18 protein-coding genes are annotated in these 17,801 nt (G+C 51.8%); 8 read left to right on the top strand and 10 right to left on the bottom strand.

The genetic code is table 11. The annotated features are described in order from the left end of the window. Position 1 precedes the first annotated feature (1 nt). Genes C8275_RS05675 through C8275_RS05660 form a run of 4 tightly spaced genes read right to left on the bottom strand, consistent with a single transcriptional unit; the run spans position 2 to position 2,703 of the window. A complete protein-coding gene (locus tag C8275_RS05675) occupies positions 2-844 on the bottom strand; it encodes a TonB family protein (RefSeq protein WP_022383646.1) in 843 nt (280 codons plus the stop codon). A 3-nt stretch (positions 845-847) separates the two neighbouring features. Beyond that, on the bottom strand, positions 848-1,261 hold the full coding sequence (locus C8275_RS05670) for a biopolymer transporter ExbD (RefSeq protein ID WP_022383647.1): 414 nt from the start codon (positions 1,259-1,261) through the stop codon (positions 848-850). Positions 1,262-1,267: 6 nt separating this feature from the next. Next, complete coding sequence (locus tag C8275_RS05665) at positions 1,268-1,990, bottom strand: MotA/TolQ/ExbB proton channel family protein (RefSeq protein ID WP_106625739.1); 723 nt, start codon at positions 1,988-1,990, stop codon at positions 1,268-1,270. Continuing rightward, on the bottom strand, positions 1,987-2,703 hold the full coding sequence (locus C8275_RS05660; RefSeq protein ID WP_106484436.1) for a pyridoxine 5'-phosphate synthase: 717 nt from the start codon (positions 2,701-2,703) through the stop codon (positions 1,987-1,989). Before C8275_RS05660 ends, C8275_RS05665 begins: the two co-directional genes overlap by 4 nt. A 198-nt stretch (positions 2,704-2,901) precedes the next feature. Between C8275_RS05660 and C8275_RS05655 the strand changes: the two genes are divergently transcribed. Further along, a complete protein-coding gene (locus tag C8275_RS05655; RefSeq protein ID WP_106484435.1) occupies positions 2,902-3,771 on the top strand; it encodes an NAD kinase in 870 nt (289 codons plus the stop codon). 136 nt (positions 3,772-3,907) lie between these two features. Next, positions 3,908-4,348 carry a large-conductance mechanosensitive channel protein MscL gene (gene mscL, locus C8275_RS05650; protein ID WP_106484434.1) on the top strand — a complete coding sequence of 147 codons (441 nt, stop codon included), beginning with the start codon at positions 3,908-3,910 and terminating at the stop codon, positions 4,346-4,348. A gap of 125 nt (positions 4,349-4,473) precedes the next feature. Here mscL and C8275_RS05645 read toward each other — a convergent pair whose 3' ends face one another. The 4 genes from C8275_RS05645 to C8275_RS05630 form a co-directional block, all read right to left on the bottom strand. Beyond that, positions 4,474-5,247 (bottom strand): methyltransferase domain-containing protein, encoded by a 774-nt coding sequence (locus C8275_RS05645; RefSeq protein ID WP_106484433.1) that lies wholly within the window; start codon positions 5,245-5,247, stop codon positions 4,474-4,476. A gap of 89 nt (positions 5,248-5,336) precedes the next feature. Further along, positions 5,337-6,845, bottom strand: a complete 1,509-nt coding sequence (locus C8275_RS05640; RefSeq protein WP_199881872.1) for a sigma-70 family RNA polymerase sigma factor — start codon at positions 6,843-6,845, stop codon at positions 5,337-5,339. A gap of 338 nt (positions 6,846-7,183) precedes the next feature. Next, positions 7,184-8,098, bottom strand: a complete 915-nt coding sequence (locus C8275_RS05635) for an AEC family transporter (protein WP_106484431.1) — start codon at positions 8,096-8,098, stop codon at positions 7,184-7,186. A 91-nt stretch (positions 8,099-8,189) separates the two neighbouring features. After that, positions 8,190-8,495: a hypothetical protein gene (locus C8275_RS05630; protein ID WP_106484430.1), complete on the bottom strand. Its 306-nt coding sequence runs from the start codon at positions 8,493-8,495 to the stop codon at positions 8,190-8,192. 189 nt (positions 8,496-8,684) lie between these two features. Here C8275_RS05630 and C8275_RS05625 point away from each other — a divergent pair, with 189 nt between their 5' ends. Then, on the top strand, positions 8,685-8,945 hold the full coding sequence (locus tag C8275_RS05625) for an AraC family ligand binding domain-containing protein (protein WP_106625738.1): 261 nt from the start codon (positions 8,685-8,687) through the stop codon (positions 8,943-8,945). A gap of 142 nt (positions 8,946-9,087) precedes the next feature. On the opposite strand, the gene C8275_RS05620 is transcribed toward C8275_RS05625, so the two are convergent. After that, entirely contained in the window at positions 9,088-10,608 is a 1,521-nt protein-coding gene (locus C8275_RS05620; protein ID WP_106484429.1) for an IS1634 family transposase, read from the bottom strand. 59 nt (positions 10,609-10,667) lie between these two features. Between C8275_RS05620 and C8275_RS05615 the strand changes: the two genes are divergently transcribed. Further along, the gene (locus C8275_RS05615; RefSeq protein ID WP_106484428.1) at positions 10,668-11,555 is read left to right on the top strand and encodes a helix-turn-helix domain-containing protein; all 888 of its coding nucleotides are present in this window, start codon (positions 10,668-10,670) and stop codon (positions 11,553-11,555) included. Positions 11,556-11,569: 14 nt separating this feature from the next. Further along, positions 11,570-11,971, top strand: coding sequence for a GNAT family N-acetyltransferase (locus tag C8275_RS05610; RefSeq protein ID WP_106484427.1), 402 nt, complete (start codon positions 11,570-11,572; stop codon positions 11,969-11,971). A gap of 288 nt (positions 11,972-12,259) precedes the next feature. Here C8275_RS05610 and C8275_RS05605 read toward each other — a convergent pair whose 3' ends face one another. Next, entirely contained in the window at positions 12,260-13,237 is a 978-nt protein-coding gene (locus C8275_RS05605; protein ID WP_106484426.1) for an acyltransferase, read from the bottom strand. A gap of 919 nt (positions 13,238-14,156) precedes the next feature. On the opposite strand from C8275_RS05605, the gene sppA reads away from it, so the two are divergent. The 3 genes from sppA to C8275_RS05590 are packed head-to-tail and all read left to right on the top strand — an operon-like array spanning position 14,157 to position 17,797. Next, on the top strand, positions 14,157-15,923 hold the full coding sequence (sppA, locus tag C8275_RS05600; protein WP_106484425.1) for a signal peptide peptidase SppA: 1,767 nt from the start codon (positions 14,157-14,159) through the stop codon (positions 15,921-15,923). 13 nt (positions 15,924-15,936) lie between these two features. Continuing rightward, positions 15,937-17,028 (top strand): tetraacyldisaccharide 4'-kinase, encoded by a 1,092-nt coding sequence (gene lpxK / locus C8275_RS05595; RefSeq protein ID WP_106484424.1) that lies wholly within the window; start codon positions 15,937-15,939, stop codon positions 17,026-17,028. Next, positions 16,988-17,797 (top strand): purine-nucleoside phosphorylase, encoded by an 810-nt coding sequence (locus tag C8275_RS05590; RefSeq protein ID WP_106484423.1) that lies wholly within the window; start codon positions 16,988-16,990, stop codon positions 17,795-17,797. The genes lpxK and C8275_RS05590 overlap by 41 nt, the downstream gene beginning before the upstream one ends. Positions 17,798-17,801 lie beyond the last annotated feature (4 nt).

Genomic DNA, 17,801 nt, shown 5'->3' with positions numbered 1-17,801 from the left:
GCTATCTCAATTTAAAATAGTAAGTGATTGTACCGGTCTGGTTGTTCACACCATCGGTGACATTGAAGCGGGCTTTGCGTGCCGCCTCTTCAGCTGCACGCCGCAAAGCGGTGCTCACCGTATTGGTGCGTTTGTTGATGCTGGTGCTGATGACTCTTCCGGAGGGATTGACCACGATGGTCACCACGACACGTCCCTCATCCTGCACGTTGTACACGGGGATGGGAAGTGAACCGGTCAGCGAACGTCCGTTCAGGTCCCAGCTGCCCACACCGCCTACACCGGTCGACTTGCCGGTATTGCTGTTCCCCGTCGGACTTCCCTGGACACCACTTCCTGTCGTACCCGTACCACGGTTGCCCATGCTGGAACCTTTGCCGAAAGCTCCGGCAATCTTCTTGGCAGCTTCTTCGGCTGCAGCCTTTTCAGCGGCAGCACGTTTCTCGGCAGCAATCTGTTCAGGTGTCTTCGTGGGTTGTTTGGGTTGCTCCGGTTGCTTCTTGGGCGGAGTCTTCACCTCGGTCTTGGGTTTGACGGGCTTTTTCTGCGGTTTCATGGCTACCGTTTCTTCCAGGTCCTGGGTCAGCATCTCCTGTTCGGAAGGCGTTTCCACGGAAGGGTCTGCCGGTGCCGTCTCCGGTTGCAGCTCGTCGAGCACATCCACTTCGGTCAGGGTGTAAGGGTCGGCATCTCCTTGCGAAAGCTCGGCACTCCCCAGCATCACGGGCACACCGCTCTCCTCGTCCGGTGTCGCAGCATGCAAGGTCACGACAAACAGGATGAGCAGGATGATGAGGTGGACCACCACCGTACCTATGATTCCTTGTAGACGATTGTTCTTCATTGGCTATTTCTCGGGCGGGCGCGTGGCCAGCACCATTTTATATTGGTTCTCGTTTGCTATATTGAGCACCCGCACGATTTCCCCGTAAGGCACGGACTCATCGGCGTAGAGTGCCACATACATTTCCGGCTCACGCTCGGCACACTCTTTCAGGAAACCGGGCAGCTCGTCGAGGGTGACAGGCATCTCCGCCTCATTGCCGAAGCCTGCATAATAGTTCAGTTCCTTGTCGATGATGACCCTCGTGAGGGGTTTCGCCGACGTCTGTTGTTTGCCTTGCGGCAAGAGCACCTTGATGGCATTGGGCGACACCATCGTCGACGTGATCATGAAGAAGATCAGCAACAGGAAGATGATGTCGGTCATTGACGCCATGCTGAAGGTCGCCGCAATGCGTGTTTTACGTTTCAGTGCCATAGGCCGTCATTCTTTAACGGGTTCATTGAGCAGGTCCATGAAGGCGAGTGTCTTTGCCTCCAGCTTGTTTACCACGGTATCGACCTTCGCCACCAGGTAGTTGTAGGCGAACAGGGCGGGAATACCCACAATCAGGCCACCGACCGTCGTAATCATGGCTTCATAGATACCGCTTGACAACAGGGTGATGTCGATGTTGTTCCCGGCATTCGCCATGTCCCAGAAGGCAGTCACCATACCGGTCACGGTTCCCAGGAAGCCCAACATCGGTGCACCTCCTGCCACCGTAGCGATGACCGGCAGGCGACGTTCCAGCAAGCCTACTTCGATGTTTCCGGCATTCTCGATGGCAGCCTGCACATCGGCTACCGGACGTCCGATACGCATGATGCCCTTCTCAATCATCCGGGCAGCCGGCGTATTGGTCATGCGGCAATAGTTGATGGCAGACTTCAACTCTCCGCTTTGGATATAGTCGCGCATGCGTTCTATAAAGAGAGGGTCTTCCTTTTCCGCCTTGCGGATAACCGCCCAACGTTCGAAGAAGACGTAGACGCACAACACCGACAGGGCAGCCAGGACAATCATGATCCAGCCACCCTTCAGCGCCATGTCCCAGAGATTCATCTCCGGTTCGGCAACCGTCACAGGGGTCAACACGGGGTTATCAGAACTCACAGCCGAAGCCACCCCTTGGGCAGCCTGTGCCAAAACAAGTGCTAAATTCATGAGCGCAAGCATTTTTTATATTCTTCTATGGTTGTTTTCAGTCCCAGATAAAGGGCGTCGCAAATCAGTGCATGACCGATGGACACCTCGTCGAGCCAAGGAATCTGTGCATGGAAGTAAGCCAGGTTCTCCAGACTCAGGTCGTGCCCCGCGTTCAGTCCCAGTCCCAGCGAACGTGCCCGGCGTGCAGCTTCCACAAAGGGAGCTACTGCCTGTTCACGGTCTTTCGGATAGAGCGACGCATAAGGCTCGGTGTAAAGTTCCACCCGGTCGGTTCCTGCCTTTGCCGCATAGTCGAGCATCTCGAGTTCCGTCCCGACAAAGACAGACGTACGGATGCCGGCTTTGCTGAAGGTATCGAGGACATCGGTCAGGAACGAGAGGTTAGTCTTCGTATCCCACCCGGCATTCGACGTCAGCTGATCGGGCTTGTCGGGGACCAGGGTTACCTGGGTCGGTTTGGCACGCAGGACCAGATCGATGAACTCCTTGCTCGGATATCCTTCTATGTTGAATTCAGTACGGAGCACTCCACGCAAGTCAAACACATCGGTGCGGCGGATATGCCGCTCATCGGGACGCGGATGTACCGTGATGCCGTCGGCACCAAACGACTCGCAATCCAACGCCACTTTTACTACATCAGGATTATTGCCTCCCCGGGCATTGCGCAGGGTGGCAACTTTGTTGATGTTTACACTCAACTTTGTCATTGTATCAATAGTCTATTCTAAAAAAAGTGTATCTTTGCAACCAAATTATTGCAAAAGTAATAGTTTCTGCTGAAAAGACTTCTTTTGCATCGGAAAGATAAGCCGCAGGTTTGGAGTTTTTAACCCATAAGGGGGTTCGTGTCAAAATAAATTTGAAGTCCCCACACAAATAAACCCAACAAAACAGAAAATCGACTTATGAGATTCGTCCTCTTCGGAAATACATACCAGACTAAAAAAGCCTCGCACATCGAGAGACTGCTGAACACGTTGCGACGTCTGGACTGCAACCTGTTCATCGACGCTTCCTTCTATCACTTCGTCAAACAGGAACTGGGCCTCCCCTTCGAGCCGGATGGTATCTTCGAGAACGGAGATTTCCAGGCGGACCTTGCCATCAGCATGGGTGGAGACGGCACGTTTCTGAAAGCGGCAAGCCGCATTGGCAACAAGGATATACCCATCGTGGGCATCAACACCGGACGCCTCGGTTTCCTCGCGGACATCATGCCCGAAGAGATTGAATCTGCCTTCGAGCGCATCGTGCAGGGAGACTTCCATGTGGAGGAGCGCAAGCTGCTCCAGATCAGTAGTCAGCCGGACAAGCTGAAGGGCTACCCCTTTGCCCTGAACGAAGTTTCGGTGCTGAAACGCGACAGCTCGTCGATGATAAGCATCCACACCAGTGTCAACGGACAGTTCCTCACCACCTATCAGGCCGACGGACTGATTGTGGCTACGCCCACCGGATCGACCGCGTACTCGCTTAGTGTGGGAGGTCCCATCATGGTGCCGCAATCGGGCATCCTCTCACTGACCCCTGTCGCACCGCACAGCCTCAACATGCGTCCCGTCGTCATCCGCGACGACTGCGAAATCACCCTCGACATCGAAAGCCGCAGCCATAACTTCCTCGTGTCGGTAGACGGACGGAGCGAAAGCATGCACGAGGGTACCCGGCTCACCCTGCGCCGCGCCCCCTACACCATCAAGCTGGTGCAGCAGAAGGGGCACTCCTTCTTCACCACCCTGCGTGAGAAAATGATGTGGGGAGCGGACCGTCGCTGACAAAAATGACACGCAAATGTGCATTTGACAGACAGATGTGAACATCGGAAACGTTTTTTCATTACTTTCGCAACCGTATATTCCAACGGACAACAGGTACCTGTGGAACTTAACTCAATTAAAGATATCAAGTTGTATGAAAAGTGGTTTTTTAAAAGACTTCAAAGACTTTGCCTTGAAAGGTAATGTCGTAGACATGGCAGTCGGTGTCATCATCGGCGGTGCCTTTGGTAAGATTGTTTCTTCATTGGTGGCTGACATTATCATGCCTCCCCTTGGCCTTCTGCTGGGAGGTGCGGATTTCAAAGAACTCGCCATCGAGCTGAAACCTGCCGTAGTGGAAAACGGGAATGAGGTGGCAGCAGCCGTCATGCTCAACTACGGAACCTTCATCCAGAATGTGGTTGACTTCCTCATCATTGCCCTGTCCATCTTTGTCGTGATTCGCACCATCAGCAAATTGTCGAAAAAGAAGGAAGAAGCTCCCGCTGCACCTGCCGCTCCTCCTGCTCCTTCCAAGGAAGAGACCTTGCTGACCGAAATCAGAGATTTGCTGAAAGAACAGAACAAGAAATAAGCTTGTCCTTCAGTCATAGCGTACCCATAGGAAAGCCCGTTGCACGGCGTTGTGTCCTGCCGACACACACCGACTGCAACGGGCTTTCTTTATTCGCTGACGGGGACGCAAGCCCGGGAAAGGAATTATTTCAATAGATAGAAGCAACTGCTGCTAAGGAAGTTCCGCACGCGAGGAATTGCGGACAACAGGGCATGAAGCCTGCGAGGAGTCAGCCTGAATTTCACCTCATAGTGAGGATTGATGAGCCACAACTGCCGGTCGACAACAGTGAGTCCGACCGGTTGCAGCAGGGATTCAAACTGCTCGATGGTCACCCGACAGCGCCAGATAGACAACAGTTCCCGAATGGTCTTTGCATCTTCTCCAAAGAGTCGCAACACCCCTTCATAGAGGGGTAACGGAAGCAGATGGATAAAAGGCAGATGTGCCAGTATACGGTTCCGGCTTATCTGCTGATGTCCCCCGAAAGGCATCTGCCAGGCCGGAAAAGCCATAAACAGGATGCCGTCCGTTTTCAGAAAGCCTGCCAGACGAAGCAACAGGCGGTTCTTGTCTGCAACATGCTCCAAGACATCGTGACAGAGGATGACGTCAAAACGATGCTCTAACCCCGACACTTCAAGGATGTCCCCGGCAATAAATTCCCCTTTTGCTCCGGCTTGCCCAAAAAAGCTTCTTGCCTCCTCGATGCGACGCACGGACAAATCCACACCTGTGACATGACAACCCATCCGGGCAAAAGGGAGCAGGTTGCCGCCTTCCCCACAGCCGACCTCCAACACGTCCGTTCCGTTTTCCACAACATGCCACTGCCGGATATAGGGCAGGAAACAGGCTTCACTCGTGACAGCCAGCTCGTTGAAATAGGTGTTTCTATCCTGATGACGTTTTTGCATACGGTATGATTTTGACAAAGACACTCCATCGCGTCTTCTTTGTTGTAGATACCACACCGTCTGAAAGACTGCACGGGCAGCACACATTTTCACCATGAAAAGCGTATCCCGACAGGAAGCAGGCACTCAAAAGGCTTTTCCGTGCGGAGTGTTTCTATCCCGTCGCCATTCTTCAGATAGTAATGCAACCCCGGCTCCACATAAAGTCCCAACTTCGGAGTCAGCTGGTATTGAAGACCGAGTCCCCAATGGGTGGACCATTGCCAGGAAGGGTGTAATGGATAGGAGTTCCGCTGGACCTGCCGGTTCCCTTCAAAGACAAATTCCTCACCGGAAGCTTTCACTGGAATTTCAAGTGTCATCCCGACAGAAGTGTAAAGGGAGAACCTGTTGTTGCGCCACAAAGTCAATGTCCCCTTCAAGGGGATTCCCAGATAGTGAAGCTTTTGTACACGTTCTGTGTACACGTCATCAGCAAGTGTGAAATCGGAATGCAGGTAGGTATATTGCACACCGGTTTCGAGACTCCACGAGTGGTTGAATCGCTTTTGAACGGCCAGCGACACCGTCAGCGGAACATGGTGATGGGCTTTCTCCACCACCTCTGTCGGCAATGCAGAGCCTATGCCACCAGGAAGCAACTTTTGCTGAAGATTGGTCTGTCCCGTTCCGTTCACATAGGATAAAGCCAGAGACCAGCCTCCACGCTTACGCGGCTGTCCGTAAGAGGGACGCCAGCCATGAGAATGCGCATCTTCATCGGGAGGAAGCAACTCACGCCGCTTCTGTACAGGAAGGGTATCCTCTTCGTGCCGGACAGGATTACGAGGTAATACCTGGGACGGATGGGGCGCCTGTTCAGTGACTTCCATCGCGGAATGCTCACGGGCATCCACCAGCTGAACCGGTACATGACGGGATGTATCTGCCGAAAGGGAGACTTCCGGTTTGTCCCCGTTCTGTTGGCTTCCGCTGACCCATACATCTTCCGACTCCGCAGGATGCTCTTCCGCCACTCGATACAACCGGAAGAGAATGACAATCAACAGGATGAGCAACAGTCCGAAGAACCGATACGTCGAGAGAAGTTTACGCAACAGTGCCTTCGCCCTCGACAGTTGCGAGGAAGACGAGTGAGGAGCTATTCCCAACAAAGCACCGATTTCCTTATGTGACAGCCCTTCCAGCACGGAGAGCCTGAATATCTTGCCATACCCTTCAGGCAGACGCTCGATGAGTTGGAGCATGCTTTCATAGGTCGGGAGATTATCATCGGACGTCGTGAGTCCCAGGTCTTCCTCGTCACTTAGCTCATCCAACGAGATGGTAGGGTCGGTCTTATCCTGCTTGAGATAGCGAAGTGCCAGATTACGCATAATCGTCCCCATCCAGGACTCCAGCTTATCAGGCGACTGTAACGTGGCAATGGAGGAGAAGATAATGATAAAGCCATCATGCAGAATATCCTGCACGGCTTGTTCATCATGTACATAGCAGGCACACACCTTTTGCATCCGGTCTGCATAATTCCGATAGAGCAAGCCCAATGCCTGCCTGTCGCCCTCCTGACATCGTTCTACCAACTTACGTTTGTCCATACACCACTCCATATGTTTTGTCTTGATAAGAGCGGACAAACAGACGGATACTGCATGAGCTGCGCTTATTTTACATAATGTTAACAGTTCAATGCGTTCCAACGTATGCACCGGATTGTCATGGGACGAAGCGAAGCGACACACTTCAGTGCACGCAGGCGCTTAATGCCAGACCACCTGGAACGTAGATAGATAAAAGGATGAGTTCAAATGGAAAATATGGAAGTCTTCGGTCTGCATACGTCTGATAATTCCAAGCTTCATAATTTGCAATAGTTGATGTCAATATATAAAAGTAAGAAAATTCGGCTGAACAGCTCTTATATTCTTATTCATCCTCACAAAATCAGCCGGGCAAGTAGCGGTATGCTGACGATGGACAGCACGGTGGAAAGGCAGATCCCCAAAGTCATCAAAGTGCCATCCTTGTCCGCTTTATAACAGAACATTGTGCCGTAGGTTGAGACGGGCATGCCCATCAGCACCGTATTGATTTGGTTTACGGACTTGTCAAAATGCAACGCGGCTGCCAATGAGTATATCAGCAGGGGAAGAAGGAGCAGGCGCAGGAATGAAACGGCATACAACGACTTGTGTATCCAGATGCCACGGAACGGCACTTCGGCCAGCGATGACCCGATGACGAGCAATGCTACGGGCACGGTGATGCCACCAACCAACTGCAACGGGCGAAAGATGAGAACGGGTACATCGGTCATGTCCGTGCAGACCATGACAATGGCAAGCAGAGATGCTGCCATCATGGGCGACAGCAGCACACGGTAGTCGAAACGGACTCCTTCTTTTCCTCCAGACACGAAATAGATTCCAGCCGTAAAAGCGAACAAGGTGTAGGGAAGCATCAATATGGACGCATAAAACAAGGCGTGTATCCCGAAAATGGCGGCTACGACGGGATAGCCAATAAAACCGATGTTGCTGAACGCAATCATAAAACTGTAAATTCCTCTCCGTATGGGGCATCGGCAGAACAAACGAGGCAACAGAACACCCACAGTCAACAGCAGGGTATGAGAGAGCAGTCCTATCAGTAGCAATGGGAGTATCAGTCCTCGTTGCGGTACGCTTTCCCCCATGACCGAATACAGCACCAGACAAGGACAGGCTATCAAGATAACCAGCTTGGAAAGTTTCCGGTTGAACCCTTCATCAAGTACTTTCAGCTTGTTGGCAGCATATCCAATGGCAATCACGATGAATACGATTGCAATCTGTGTGATTATTCCAATCATGTATGACAGTCTTTATATTCCACAAAAAGTCCGACGGACGGATATGAAAACCTATCGCCCGGCGGACCACTTTTAGATAAAGGTACGGCGTTTAGCCTACCACGCTGTAAATCCGTACATCCGGTTCGGACTGGAAGTAAGGCTTCAACTCAACCACTACGTCTTGCGTGAACAGGTCGGACTTCAGGTAGTTTTCCGCATCTGCCACCGATGCAAAACCGTGGAGAACCTGCACATCCTCGCCGCGCACCAAGAGATGCTTGCAGTGTGCACCTTCAATGTCATCCAAGAACGGTTGGCGATACTTCGTGTACACTGCCGCAGCCGCAGCGCGGTCATTCTCGTTAATCTTCATGGTGATTTCAAGAAATGCACCAACATTGTTTCCTTTTGCCATATCTATTGTTTTTTTAAGTTTGACGTCACAAAAATAGACGGGTACATCAGAATGAGTGGTGCACATTTCAGACAATGAATGGTAATTTTGGGAATCTTCTATCCATACCGCACTCTGCATACCCTAATTTACCATGATTATTCCCGTTTGTCCTATTATGCGGACGTGGAACGTGCTACCTTTGCAGGCATGAAAGATGTATTTACACGATATGACTTGACTCCGCATCAACCATCGGGCGCACAATTTGAGATGATAGAGCTTCCCGCTTTCTTTGCAAACAACGGGCAGCATCCCTTTGAACCGCATATTCACAGTTTCTATCAGATAATATGGTTCAAGAAAGGAACAGGAATGCACTACGTCGATTTCAAAGAATATCCGGTGACAGACAACACCGTGTTTTTCCTGACTTTGACAATGCGTCACCCTGCTTTATTTTTGTCTTGATCTAATGCCTCCAACAATGGTTTGATGGTCTCCTGCTGTGGTGTTGTGAATAGAGTCTCAGTATATACCGAGCCGTTGGGCAGCCTTATTCTGAGCGTCGTTATTGTCTTGGCGATTTCAAGAACCTTGTCAACGCTCATCTTCATGCCGACTTCTCTGATGACCCGTTCAAGTTCCTTATACACCNNNNAGTCTCAGTATATACCGAGCCGTTGGGCAGCCTTATTCTGAGCGTCGTTATTGTCTTGGCGATTTCAAGAACCTTGTCAACGCTCATCTTCATGCCGACTTCTCTGATGACCCGTTCAAGTTCCTTATACACCTTGTAGGCTACAAAGCAGATGCAGATATGGGCCTCGATACGTTTCTCCGTAAAATGGAACATTGGACGCATCTCGAGCGTCCCTTTGCCAATACGGAAAGCCCTCTCAACCATCCAAAGGCCATGGTATTGTGATATGACCTCTTTCCCGGACAGGGTCGTATTCGTTATATACCCCTTCAGTCCATCCCAAAGACTGTCTTCTGCTATCTTTTCCTCATTGATACTTACGGTTATGTCCTTGCTGATATCGAGAAATTTGTTGTAGCCTCGCTTATTGACGTTGTCCTTGGTCAGAGTACCTTTCGCATAGGCCTTGCGGAGTCTATCGACGCCTTTGTTGCGGTTCCATGCGTTTTTCTTTGCCCGTGCATCTGAATAGCTCACAACCAGCCTCTGGCAATCATTCTTGCAACATTCAATAATGTTCCCGTCCGTCCTGTCAATTGCAAGAATCCAGTCTTTAATCTTTGGAGACTCGTTTCGGATTCTCGCCCCGATAATATACCGGTAGCCGGCGGATTCCAGCAGCTCCACATTCTTTGTGTTCATAAGGCCCGAGTCGGCCACAACGATGAAGTCTGTCAGCTTGAAGCGCTGGACAAAGTCATCGATTACGGGAATCATTGTGCGCCCCTCGTACTGGCTGCCGTTGAAGATAGAGTAGGACATCGGGTAGCCGTCCTCGCTCACCAGCAGTCCGAGGACTATCTGCGATTCTGCCATCTTGCCGTCCTTTGAGAAGCCTGCCTGACGAAGAACATCGTCCGGCTGTGGTGCGGACTCGAAGTAAAGTGTGGTCACATCGTAGAAAACGACCCCAATCCGTCCGCCGAGAATCCTCATCGTGTGCTCTACGCTTATCTGCTGGACCTTCTCGCGCTGCGTATTATACAGCTTGTCCATATAGCGGTAGATGTTATGTAACCGAACGTCTTCGTCGAAGTAGGACTTCAGATACGACGCTGTGGCAACCTTGCTCTGCGGATGACAGACCCTTGCGATGACGAGATGGCGCAAAATGCTGTCCCCGATTACTCCAAAGCCAATTCTGTCATATATGTGGCCGAGGATAACTTGTGGCGTGTTCTGGAGCGTCCTCTCGATGCGCGCAATGGTATTTCTCGCTTCTTGGAGCGCCTGAGCGCTCTCGTCAAAGTCAAGTGTCATCTGACCGGAATATTCGTCTATCCATTGACGCGCTTTGACCTCAAGGCGAACAATCTCGTCGGGGGCAGACGATACTCCAATTGTCTTAAGCTCCTTGAACTTGCCACTGCTCTTGTCTGCGATAACCACGCTCACAGTGCCGCTACGGTTCTTTTTCTTGCGTACAAACATGCCATAAAGGTACTCATTTTAGGTTTGCGTCACCCGCGTCACCATGAAGATTTTCTGGAATGGCTGATTTTAAAAATGTTACAATTGTTGAAATATCAAGCTGTCAAAGTCAGGAACCATCGGGCGCACAATTTGAGATGATAGAGCTTCCCGCTTTCTTTGCAAACAACGGGCAGCATCCCTTTGAACCGCATATTCACAGTTTCTATCAGATAATATGGTTCAAGAAAGGAACAGGAATGCACTACGTCGATTTCAAAGAATATCCGGTGACAGACAACACCGTGTTTTTCATCTCGCCGGGGCAGATTCATTATTTTGAAGACAACCGCAGTGTAGAAGGAAGCATCATCCATTTCAACGAAAGTTTCCTTTCGGACGAAGGCAGCAGCGAGAACGTTTTCCTGAAATACAATGTGTTCAATGCGTTTGATGCTGCGCCTTATTACCACATAAAGTCGGAAAGTGCGGAACGACTGGACTTCCTTGTCCGGGAAATGGAAACGGAAGCAGTCCATGAGGGGCTTTTCGCGCACAAGGACATGCTGAAATACCTCATCAAGATGTTTCTGATACATATACAGCGCACAGGAGAACGGGGGCATGGCATCCCCTTATGTATCAACAATGCTGCCAATCGCACGTTCGTCCGTTTCCGCCAGATGCTTGAACATCATTACCGCACGATGCACACCGTCAAGGAATATGCCGGCCATTTGAACGTATCTTCAAAAACACTGACCAACTGCGTGTATGAAAGTTCGCACAGCACGCCTCTTGCCCTCATTAACGAGCGCATCGTGTTGGAGGCCAAACGCCAGCTTCTCCATTCCAGCCTGAAAGTGAAGGAAATCGCTTTCCAATTAGGGTTTGAAGACCCGTCTTATTTTGTCAAGTTCTTCAAGAGACATACGGGTTGCTTGCCCGCTGAATTCAGGGAACAATAAATCATATTTAGATAATGGAAATAACCTATAAAGAAACAAGAGATTTCACCGAAAAAGAAGTAGAAGAGCTTTTTTTATCGGTAAACTGGCTGTCGGGCAAGTACCCCAAACGCCTGATAAAAGCGTTAAAATCATCATCCTTGGTCATTACGGCATGGGATGGCGACAAGTTGGTAGGACTGATACGTGGGCTTGATGACGAGGAAATGGTAGCCTTCCTCCATTATTTGCTGGTTCGTCCGGAATATCAAGGTATGGGCATAGCCAAACATCTTTTGTTAATGGCTAAAGACAAATACCGTTCATTCCTTTATCTCAATATTATGCCCGATGAGAACAAGAACATCGCCTTTTATGAAAGAAACGGTTTTACTCTGCTGGAAGAGGGAGCAGCCATGCAGATTAGACATTTATGACATAATTGTCCTCTTTTAAATATAAAAAGCAAGTGAATGTTTTTTCTATGCATACTGTTTTGTTGCCGTAAGAGTTACCCAAACAAGTATATTCCTTGTGCAGAATTACTGAATAATTTTATCCTCAATAACTCAAGTTTCGTATTTCGAAATCAGGCGTTAGAGCGTTACTCTGAGGACCCAAACCAGCAACTTGAGTAAAAAGGATGAGTTCAAACGGAAACATACAAGCACTGTCTGGCGGATGACTCATAATGACGGAATGAAACGACCATTCCTACATCACCATTAGCGGAGTAGTTTAGCCCGCCCCATAATCCACGAGCAGTGTAGTTTGTCAGCCACCCGGGCTATGGCTATTGAGCCCAAAAGAGCCAATAAAGTTACACAACTGGCATGACAAAGCCCACTTTTGTCAAACTGGAATATGGGCAATAAGAATTTACCTGCCATCGTGAAAACAGGATGAAAGATATAGATGGGCAGCGTGTTCCGGCCAATATAAAGTAAGGCTAATCTGAAACGGCCTGTTATGACCGTGGAGAGTTGAGCTGTCAACGAAAAGAAACAGAAAACCAGTATCAGCACTGACACATTGAGCAAATCCTTGGGATAAACATATAGAAAAAGTGTGAATGGGACGCAAGCCATCCAACTTCTGGGGCAAACCTTGTCGAAATCATGCACAAAAAGACGTATCGTTACCCCACACACAAAATAAAAAGCTGTATCCCAAGGCAAAGCAGGGGTAAGCCGTGATACGATGAATAAGGTTGCCAACAGTACAAATAGCTCTCCGACCTTTGCGGTATCCTCTTTTCCTGACTTACTTTTCCATAAACGGACTTTTAGCCCATCTGCACATTTGAAGACGATGTAATACAGCGTACTACAAATAATTATCACCCTGAAGAACCAATAGGGACCGATGGAACGGATGAAGAGAATGCGAAAGGTGGTTTCCCAACTCAATTCCGTTATGCCATCCCTAACGGGCAGATACAGAGACAGCACCATATAGCCTATGACCATTATGGTATATGGGATAGCCATCTGGAGAAGGTATACTCCAAACTGTCGTGGCGTTTTCCTGATATTCACCAAATAGCCGGTAATAATCAGGAATGCAGGCATGAAAAAGGAGAATATCCTCGCCTTCACTTCGGGATAGAGTGTGCCGAAGTTCACGATATGCACCAAAATGACCATCACTATCAATAGGGCGCGCTGAAAGTCTATGACATCATTATAGACCGGCTTTTTCATACACAAAACTTCTATGATTACGATGTTGCAAACATACACAATTTAGACAGGAAACAAGTTCTCCAATCAAACTATTATTGTACACCTATAAAATTATTCCAACCTGCCACTGCCCACTTCTTTTCCCTAGTATAATTCATACAGCCAACTTGATGGTCCTCTTCACTCCCTGCCCGGACGCCCAACTATCAAAAAGAAACCGTTTCAACCCTTCCGCTTGACAGAATCAGCAAAAACAGCCACTCAGGCTAACGCACACTTTGAACAATCCCATCAAACCAGAGAGCAATCGCTAAATAATGCAAACGAAAATACCCGAAAAGGCCTTTGATTTTAGAAAACTATACATTTCATTTTCGGAATATAGACAAAACGTGCCCGGAACAATATTGTTTCGCGAGCCAAACAATATAGTTTGAGGCGTCAAACAATATAGTTTCACCTGCCAAACACGATTGTTTCGTCCGCGGAAGTCAAATCTTTGGAAAATGAAAGAAAGGAATTCCGAGTTTCACTCTCTGGAAGAACGAGGCAGTCAACATTTCGGAAGCTATTAAAAGAGCAGATAGAAACCGATGTGAACAGACAAAACGACACGTCCCGTCCGCTGGAACACCCGGGAGGAAACGAAAAAGAAGGAACTGGCGACAATCTGCATTTCGCGAATCGCCTGAGAATGCAAAAAAATCCGCCAAGACATATTTTGGTGCAGGGAAAGCCACCAGGAAAGGCTTCGTTTGACACTTTGTCACTTCCGCCTTACCTCGCTCCGTCGGGTGGAAAAGAAGAATCAGAAGGCGGGAATACCCGTCCGTGCCTCATCAACGGAACATTCCCGGCGAATAATTCTCCCGATTGCTTGGCAGCTCTGTGCCGAAATCTTTATCTTTGTCCCAACTCATCAAAAAAACCATCAGCTATGAAAGAATTCTTGAAGTACACTCTCGCCACCGTGACCGGACTGGTCATCGCAGGCATCGTGTTGGTCATCATCGGCGTCGGCATGCTCGTCGGCATGGCAGCCTCCTTCTCTTCAAGTACCCCGGTCAGTGTCGACGACAACTCGCTGGTCGTCATCCGACTGGAAGGGGAACTGACTGAACAGCCCCAACCGCTCACCCTCCAGACCCTGACAAGTCAGGGAGGTACGGACCTGACGCTCCAACAGCTGCTCGACGTCATCGCCTACGCCCAATCGTCGGACAAGGTCAAAGGCATCTGTCTCACTGCCGGCAGCTTTGCCGCCCCGCCTGCCGCCCTTGAAGAGCTGCGCGGCGCACTGGAGCGTTTCAAGGATTCGGGCAAATTCATCACGGCCTATGCCGACTCCTACAGTCAGGGGACCTATTACGTCTGCTCGCTGGCAGACCGAGTGATGCTCAATCCCGTCGGCGACATGACCTGGGAGGGCATGAGCACGGAAGTGATGTTCTACAAGAACCTGCTGGAGAAAGCCGGTGTCGAGGTACAGATATTCAAGGTCGGGACGTACAAGTCGGCTGTCGAGCCGTATGCCGCCACGCAGATGAGCGAGGCGAACCGTGAGCAGACCACCGCCTTCCTGCAATCCATCTGGAACGGCGTAGTCGATGGAGTGGCTGCTGCACGCGACATTGCCCCCGACACGCTTCAGGCATACGCCGACCGTCTGCTCTCCGCAGCTCCTGCCAGGGAACTGGTGGCTTGCCGTCTGGTGGACACCCTCATCTACCGCAACGACGTGGAGGACGACATCAACCAACGATACAACACGGACAAGGAAGACTTCCGCCTGGTGGAAGCTGCCGACCTCGTCTCGCTGGCAACCTCACAGGCACTGAAGGCCTCGCATCCACAGATTGCCGTCTACTATGCGGAAGGCGGTATCGACGATGCCACCTCGGGACGTGGCGACGGCAACATCCATGCGCCCCTGATGTGTGAAGACCTGCGCAAGCTGGCGGAAGACGAGAAGGTCAAGGCTGTGGTCCTCCGTGTGAACTCTCCCGGCGGCAGCGCCTTCGGTTCGGAACAAATCTGGCACGAAGTGATGAACCTGAAAGCCCGAAAACCCGTCATCGTGTCGATGGGAGGCTATGCCGCGTCAGGAGGATACTACATCTCGTGTGCTGCGGACAGCATCGTGGCAGACCCCGGCACACTGACCGGATCCATCGGTATCTTCGGCATGATACCCAACTTCAAGGGAGTGGCGGACAAGGTGGGCATCACCTTTGACGGCGTGTCGACCAACCGCCACGGAGGAGCCAGCCTCTTCCGTCCACTTGACGATGCCCAACGGACAGGCATGCAGGCGAACATCGAGCGCGGCTATGCACTCTTCGTGCAGCGTTGTGCAGACGGACGCGGACTCAGCACCGACTCCATCCGCCGCATCGCCGAGGGCCGTGTATGGACCGGGGAAATGGCAAAGCGTATCGGACTGGTCGACGAACTGGGCGGCATCGACACTGCCATCCGCCTGGCTGCCGAGAAAGCCGGACTGACGGAATACAGCCTCACACGGCATCCTGCCCCTGCCGAGTGGTGGGACATGCTGCTGAACAACTCCTGGGGTGGCTTCGTGCAGGCTGAACTGCGCGACCTGCTGGGCAGCGACTACGAAAGTCTGCAATTCGTGAAACACATCCGTCAGCAGGCTCCCGTACAGGCACGCCTGCCTTACGTCCTCCGTCTGAATCTCTGAAAACCACTGACCGATGGTGAAGACATACAAATCCCTCTATCCGCTCGCCTGGCTCTACGGGCTGGGAGTACGGCTGCGCAACGCCCTCTTTGACTGCGGCGTCCTGCGTTCCGTCTCGTTTCCCCTGCCCGTCATCTGCGTCGGCAACCTCACCGTGGGCGGAACAGGCAAGACCCCCCACACGGAATACCTCATCCGCCTGCTCACTGCCTCCGGGATGCACACCGGGGTGTTGAGCCGGGGCTACAAGCGTAAGTCGAAGGGCTTCCTTTGGGCGGATGCAGGCATACCGATGGAACAGATTGGCGACGAACCCTTCCAGATGAAGAGCAAGTTCCCGGACATCCGCCTTGCCGTCGATGCCGACCGTCCGCATGGCATCCGCTGCATGACAGCTCCGGAGGTGACGCCTCCCCTCGATGTCATCCTGCTGGACGATGCCTATCAGCACCGCTACGTCAAGGCTGGGCTGAACATCCTGCTGACGGACTACCGACGCCCCATCTACGAGGATGCACTGCTGCCGGCAGGACGTCTGCGTGAGCCCCTCTCCGGCAAGTCCCGCGCCGACATCGTGGTGGTGTCGAAATGTCCGCCTCGCTTGTCGGAATCCGAAGCGGAAGCCATCCGGCAACGTCTGTGTCTGGAAGAGAAGCAGTCACTGTTCTTCTCCACCCTGCGTTACGGCGACCTCCATCCCTTTGACGGACCGACGGACGCCACCCGTCCGCTGTCCAGCCTGACGGAGGACACCCCCGTGCTGGTGCTGACCGGCATAGCCAGTCCCGACAAGTTGCTGCACGACCTGCAAGGCTACACGCGGCGCATCAGCTCCCTCCGCTTCCCCGACCACCATCAGTTCACGGACGGCGACGCGGAGACCATCAACCGACGCTTTGCCGAAGCCGGAGCAGGCACCCTCCTCCTCACCACCGAGAAGGACGCGACCCGCCTGCACCACCTTCCGCTGAGCGACGAAGTGAAACGAAATCTATACATACTGCCGATCGAGGTGGATATCCTCTTCGGCGAACGACCCGTGTTTAATCAAAAGATATTGGACTATGTTGGAACCTATTCAAGAGACAACCGCCTTCCTGCGTGACAGGATGCCCTTCAGTCCACGGACAGCCATCATCCTGGGAACAGGACTGGGCAGTCTGGCAGACGCCCTCACCGACATCGTAGCCATCGACTACCGGGACATCCCCCACTTCCCCGTCTCCACGGTGGAAGGGCACAACGGACGGCTGCTTTTCGGCAAGCTGGACGGCAAGGAGGTCCTCGCCATGCAAGGTCGCTTCCATTACTACGAAGGCTACTCCATGAAGGAAGTGACCTACCCGGTGCGCGTCATGCGTGAACTGGGCATCCGCACCCTGATCGTGTCGAATGCGGCAGGGAGCGTGAATCCGGAACACCGACTGGGAGACCTGATGCTCATCACCGACCACATCAACTTCTTTCCCGAGCATCCGTTGCGCGGACGCAACATCCCCTACGGTCCCCGTTTCCCGAACATGAGCGAAGCCTACGACCGCGAACTGCTCCGTCAGGCCAGGGCCATCGCTGCCGAACACCACATCGACGTGCGCGAAGGTGTCTACCTCGGCACGCAAGGACCGACCTTCGAAACTCCCTCCGAGTACCGGATGTTCCACCGGTTGGGAGCCGATGCCGTGGGCATGTCGACCGTCCCCGAAGTTATCGTGGCACGCCACTGCGGCATCCGCGTGTTCGGCATCTCCGTCATCACGGATCTGGGACTGGGTGATGCGGTGGCGGAAGTGTCGCACGAGGAAGTGCAGGAAGCCGCCCACGCCGCACAGCCCCACATGACCACCCTCATCCGCGAACTTATTCAACGAACCTAACATA

It is taken from the genome of Bacteroides sp. Marseille-P3684, assembly GCF_900291465.1.
Taxonomy (GTDB): Bacteria; Bacteroidota; Bacteroidia; order Bacteroidales; family Bacteroidaceae; genus Phocaeicola_A.
Note: the sequence above shows the minus strand (reverse complement) of the source record. Positions and strands in the feature narration are given on the sequence as shown.

Coding starts and splice junctions, on each gene's coding strand:
- C8275_RS05640 (WP_199881872.1), bottom strand. CDS start 6,845: ATGGACAAACGTAAGTTGGTAGAACGATGTCAGGAGGGCGACAGGCAG.
- sppA (WP_106484425.1), top strand. CDS start 14,157: ATGAAAGAATTCTTGAAGTACACTCTCGCCACCGTGACCGGACTGGTC.
- mscL (WP_106484434.1), top strand. CDS start 3,908: ATGAAAAGTGGTTTTTTAAAAGACTTCAAAGACTTTGCCTTGAAAGGT.
- C8275_RS05635 (WP_106484431.1), bottom strand. CDS start 8,098: ATGATTGGAATAATCACACAGATTGCAATCGTATTCATCGTGATTGCC.
- C8275_RS05625 (WP_106625738.1), top strand. CDS start 8,685: ATGAAAGATGTATTTACACGATATGACTTGACTCCGCATCAACCATCG.
- C8275_RS05660 (WP_106484436.1), bottom strand. CDS start 2,703: ATGACAAAGTTGAGTGTAAACATCAACAAAGTTGCCACCCTGCGCAAT.
- C8275_RS05670 (WP_022383647.1), bottom strand. CDS start 1,261: ATGGCACTGAAACGTAAAACACGCATTGCGGCGACCTTCAGCATGGCG.
- C8275_RS05605 (WP_106484426.1), bottom strand. CDS start 13,237: ATGAAAAAGCCGGTCTATAATGATGTCATAGACTTTCAGCGCGCCCTA.
- C8275_RS05655 (WP_106484435.1), top strand. CDS start 2,902: ATGAGATTCGTCCTCTTCGGAAATACATACCAGACTAAAAAAGCCTCG.
- C8275_RS05675 (WP_022383646.1), bottom strand. CDS start 844: ATGAAGAACAATCGTCTACAAGGAATCATAGGTACGGTGGTGGTCCAC.
- C8275_RS05645 (WP_106484433.1), bottom strand. CDS start 5,247: ATGCAAAAACGTCATCAGGATAGAAACACCTATTTCAACGAGCTGGCT.
- C8275_RS05610 (WP_106484427.1), top strand. CDS start 11,570: ATGGAAATAACCTATAAAGAAACAAGAGATTTCACCGAAAAAGAAGTA.
- lpxK (WP_106484424.1), top strand. CDS start 15,937: ATGGTGAAGACATACAAATCCCTCTATCCGCTCGCCTGGCTCTACGGG.
- C8275_RS05615 (WP_106484428.1), top strand. CDS start 10,668: ATGGCTGATTTTAAAAATGTTACAATTGTTGAAATATCAAGCTGTCAA.
- C8275_RS05665 (WP_106625739.1), bottom strand. CDS start 1,990: ATGAATTTAGCACTTGTTTTGGCACAGGCTGCCCAAGGGGTGGCTTCG.
- C8275_RS05630 (WP_106484430.1), bottom strand. CDS start 8,495: ATGGCAAAAGGAAACAATGTTGGTGCATTTCTTGAAATCACCATGAAG.
- C8275_RS05590 (WP_106484423.1), top strand. CDS start 16,988: ATGTTGGAACCTATTCAAGAGACAACCGCCTTCCTGCGTGACAGGATG.